We start from the raw sequence: 4,855 nt of genomic DNA, 5'->3' as shown, positions 1-4,855 counted from the left end.
CATGCTCCGGCAAAAGCTTAACCGAATGCCATTGATCCGCCAGTACCACCGAAGCACCGTCGTGCTGCAGCCCGAACGGTTGGCGGGTTTGACTATCCACCGGCATCAGCGCCTTGATACTCTCTTCGTTCAGCACGGTGAAACGGATGCCGACATGCACCACTATCGTTCCCTCGCTGCGCTGATTAAGCTGCTCAAGCGTGACTGCGGGTTTCCAGATAATTATCAGATAATCTCCAGTAAAGCCTGCAGAGGGTGGTGCACGTTGCTGCCTTCAATGCGCTTAACCTGGCTGCGGCACGAGTACCCGGTCGCCAGACAGCGCTGGCGCGGCAGTTTTTGCATCGCCTGCTGCCAGGACAGCTCATAAATTCCCAGCGAGTTCTCCAGATTTTTCGTTTCATGGCCGTAGGTTCCGGCCATGCCGCAGCAGCCGATGCTGACATTTTCCAGCTTAGCGCCAAAGCGGGCGAAAATGGTTTCCCACTGCTTTACCGATTCTGGTAAGGCGGTCACTTCGGTGCAGTGGCCAAACAGATACCACGCCTCACCTTGAACCGCTTGCACAGTGCTATCCGCGGCAGTCAGCGCATTATGAAGCCATTCATGCACAAGCTGAACGTGGAACTCGCCGCGATTATCGCCCAGCACCTGGTTGTACTCATCGCGATAGCACAGCACCAGCGCCGGATCGACACCCACCATCGGCATCTCAAGCCTTGCCACCCGATTCAGGAAGTCTGCGGTTTTCTGTGCCGTGCGCGCAAACTGCTGCAGGAAGCCTTTAATATGCTGGGCTTTACCGTTGGGTGAGAACGGCAGCACCACGGCGCGGTAGCCGAGCTTTTCAATCAGCTGGACAAAATCAATTACCAACTGCGCTTCGTAATAGCTGGTAAACGGATCCTGCACTACCAGCACTTGCTTCGCACGCTGCTCCGGGCTCATCTGCTCCAAGCTTTCCAGCGTGGTAATCAGCGTACGGTGTCCTGCCAGCTGCTGTTGCAACGTTGGCGAAGAGAGCAGCGGAAGATCGACCATGCCGATATGACGCTTGCTCAGCGATTTCAGCCACGGCTGACGCAGGAAGAAGTTGAAGGTTTTGGGCGCTTTCGCCATCAGCGTCGCATAGCTTTCTACCGTTGCCACCAGATAGTCACTGGCCGGACGCAGGTAGCGAGTGTGATAGAGCTGCAGAAAGCGCGAGCGGAAGCCCGGCACGTCGATTTTAATCGGGCACTGGGTCGAGCAGGCTTTACACGCTAGGCAGCCTGACATCGCCTCTTTCACCTCGTGCGAAAAGTCATACTGCCCGCGTTTTGCCTGCCAGCTGTTGCGCATGCGCTGGATTATTCCGCGCAGGCTGACGCCCTGCTCCGGCAGCTGTTTCTCCAGCAGCAGCAGATCCACGCCCTGCTCCGCCAGCAGGCGCAGCCATTCGCGCGTCAGCGTCGCGCGCCCCTTCGGCGAGTGCATGCGGTTAGCGCTGATCTTCATCGACGGGCACATCGGGCTTTTCACGTCAAAGTCAAAACACAGTCCGTTGCCGTTACACTCCATCGCGCCGCGCCAGTCGCTGCGCGCGTTAATTGGGATCTGGCGATCGTAAGTACCACGCTTCACGGCATCGACCTTCAGCATCGGGTCATCGACGCCAAGTGGGGCACAGATTTTACCCGGGTTAAGATGGTTAGCCGGATCGAACGCCGCTTTTATACGGCGCAGCTCTTCATACAGCTGCGGGCCGAAGATGGAGGGGCTGTACTCCGCACGGAAGCCTTTCCCGTGCTCCCCCCACAGCAGGCCGTCATAGCGAGCCGTCAACGCCACCACTTCGTCGGAGATCTGCTTCATCAGCATCTCCTGCTGTGGGTCACTCATATCCAGCGCCGGGCGCACGTGCAGCACCCCAGCATCGACATGACCAAACATGCCATAGCTGAGGTTATGCCCGTCGAGCAGCGCCCGGAACTCCACAATATAGTCAGCTAGGTTGTGCGGCGGCACGCAGGTATCTTCAACAAACGGGATTGGCTTGGCGCGGCCTTTGGCATTACCCAACAGCCCGACCGCCTTTTTACGCATGCCGTAGATGCGCTCAATGCCGGCAACGTCATCACACAGATGATAGCCAATGACCCCGCCCTCACGCATCGCCATCAGCGCATCTAACCGAGCGCACAGCGCCTCGACCTGACCGTCAATCAGCGACTTATCATTACCTGCGAACTCGACCATATTCAGTCCGAGCATCTCTTTATCCGGGACGTCGGTAATTAATTTGCTCACCGAGTGCCAGATGATATCTTCACGCGCCAGATTCAGGACTTTCGAGTCGACGGTTTCCACCGACAGCGCTTTAGCTTCCACCATAAAGGGAGCATTGCGCAGCGCGGAGTCGAAGGAGTCATATTTGATGTTAACCAGCCGCCGCACTTTCGGGATCGGGGTGATATCGAGCTTCGCTTCGGTAATAAAGGCCAGCGTCCCTTCCGCACCGCAGAGAATGCGCGTCAGATCGATGTTTTGCAGATCGTCGCTCAGCACGTGGCGCAGATCATAACCCGTCAGGAAGCGGTTCAGTTTGGGAAACTTATCGATAATCAGCTGGCGCTGCTGACGGCAGCGATCCAGCACCACTCGGTAAATGTTGCCTTCCGCACCCGGCTGCTGCGACAGCACTTCAGCCTCGCTCACCGGCATCGCGCGGGTGTCCAGCACATCACCGCCCAGCAGCACGGCTTTCAGCCCCAGCACATGATCCGAGGTTTTACCGTAAACCAGCGAGCCCTGCCCGGAGGCATCGGTATTAATCATGCCGCCCAGCGTGGCGCGGTTGCTGGTCGACAGCTCAGGGGAGAAGAAATAGCCAAACGGTTTAAGGTAGGCATTGAGCTGATCTTTAATCACGCCAGCTTCGACTCTTACCCAGTCCTCTTCGACATTGATCTCCAGAATATTCTTCATATGCCGCGACATGTCGACTACAATGCCCTTATTTAGCGATTGCCCGTTGGTGCCGGTTCCGCCACCGCGCGGGGTGAAGCTCAGGGTGCGGTATTTCTCATCGGCTGCCAAGCGAGCAATTAAGGCCACATCGGCGCTGGAGCTGGGAAAGAGGACAGCATCAGGCAACAGCTGATAGATGCTGTTGTCGGTGGACATAATCAGCCGATCGGCATAGCTGGTGGTCGTATCGCCGCTAAAACCGTGCTGCTTTAGCGAATCCAAAAAATTCAGCACCCGTTGAACGAGGCCGGGTGCCCGGGAAATCTGTGGGATCATTATCGGGTGACCAAAAAGTTGTGTGAATCGTTTGCGTTGCTCAAATTGAAATTGCTCAGTTATCTATTTTATCACATTTTTTATAACCTGCTGTTATTTCAAAAAAATGAGACAGAAGAATAACCTGTTGCATCTATCACAAAATCGTTTAATAAATCATAACTTAAGCAGTCAGGCTTAGCGTAACCAGCTTTGCTGGCACTGATTTTAGAGAGATATCGCATCATTGTTCTTTTTACTCGAGATCACTTTTCGTCAATGAAAAACGTGCAAACAGGCTGGGATTTACCGCAGATCATTTTCTCGTTGCTGTTTATCAGTATTATGATCGTCGCGTGCTTTTGGGTCGTACAGCCATTTATCCTCGGCTTTGCCTGGGCCAGCATGGTGGTGATCGCTACTTGGCCCCTGATGATCAAAATTCAGGGCCTGCTGTGGAGCCGTCGCTCGCTGGCCGTGTTAGCCATGACCATTCTGCTCATCTTGGTGTTTATCATTCCCATCGCCATGCTGGTTAACAGCCTGGTTGAGAACGGCAGCCTCCTGCTGGCGTGGCTGACCTCCGGCAAGCTGCAAATGCCCGAATTACACTGGCTGCGGGATATTCCGCTGGTCGGCAGAAAGCTCCATTCCGCTTGGCACAAGCTGGTGGCTGGTGGCGGCAGCGCCATCATCACTCAGGTTCAGCCTTATATTGGCCGCACCACCGGCTTTTTCTTCGCCCAAGCCGGACATTTTGGTCGCTTTATGTTGCACATCGGTCTGATGCTGCTATTTAGTGTGCTGCTTTACTGGCGTGGTGAACAGGTCGGTCACGGCATTCGCCACTTCGCTTTCCGCTTGGCGTCATGTCGCGGCGATGCTGCGGTGCTGCTGGCTGCTCAGGCGATCCGCGCCGTTGCGCTTGGCGTGGTGGTTACCGCGCTGGTGCAAGGCGTGTTAGGCGGCATTGGGCTGGCGATCTCCGGAATTCCTTATGCGGCTATTTTGACGGTGCTGATGATTCTTTCCTGCTTGGTACAGCTCGGTCCCTTGATTGTGCTGGTCCCGGAGATCGTCTGGCTTTACTGGAGTGGCGATACCACTTGGGGCACCGTGCTACTGATCTGGAGCTGTGTGGTGGGAACCCTAGATAACGTTCTGCGCCCGATGCTGATCCGTATGGGGGCCGATTTGCCGATGATCCTGATCCTATCGGGGGTTATCGGCGGGCTGGTGGCGTTTGGCATGATAGGGTTATTCATCGGGCCGGTGGTGTTGGCGGTGTCATATCGCCTAGTATCCGTCTGGGTGCATGAGTCGCCCCCTCCTGAAGAGAATGCGCAGGCCGTGGTGGAAGAGTTGGCCGAAGTGGAAGCCAAAACGCACCAGCAAAAACCATAATTTTGTCAATTCTGTGGTCGGTAGTTTTGGCTGCAATCATTAGCCACCAGAATGCTTGCCCGCTGTAAATCAAAAATTTCATTAACGATATTTATCTCTAAACCTGCTTTTTTGGCTTTTTCAACGCGATTTAAGCTATATCGTTTATGTTTTATCCAGCCTTTTCAGTACCCACTCCCGCTTCTTC

At 55.0% G+C, this 4,855-nt stretch carries 2 protein-coding genes; one reads left to right on the top strand and one right to left on the bottom strand.

The genetic code is table 11. The features are described 5' to 3' along the window. Positions 1 to 225 precede the first annotated feature (225 nt). Positions 226 to 3,285: a D-2-hydroxyglutarate dehydrogenase YdiJ gene (ydiJ, locus tag BBW68_RS12460; protein ID WP_070135608.1), complete on the bottom strand. Its 3,060-nt coding sequence runs from the start codon at positions 3,283 to 3,285 to the stop codon at positions 226 to 228. A gap of 258 nt (positions 3,286 to 3,543) precedes the next feature. Between ydiJ and ydiK the strand changes: the two genes are divergently transcribed. Beyond that, the gene (ydiK, locus tag BBW68_RS12455) at positions 3,544 to 4,668 is read left to right on the top strand and encodes an AI-2E family transporter YdiK (RefSeq protein ID WP_070135607.1); all 1,125 of its coding nucleotides are present in this window, start codon (positions 3,544 to 3,546) and stop codon (positions 4,666 to 4,668) included. Positions 4,669 to 4,855: the final 187 nt, after the last annotated feature.

The organism is Candidatus Erwinia dacicola, from assembly GCF_001756855.1.
In the GTDB taxonomy this organism is placed as follows: Bacteria; Pseudomonadota; Gammaproteobacteria; order Enterobacterales; family Enterobacteriaceae; genus Erwinia; species Erwinia dacicola.
The sequence above is the reverse complement of the archived record's forward strand: the minus strand, read 5'-3'. Positions and strand labels throughout refer to the sequence as shown.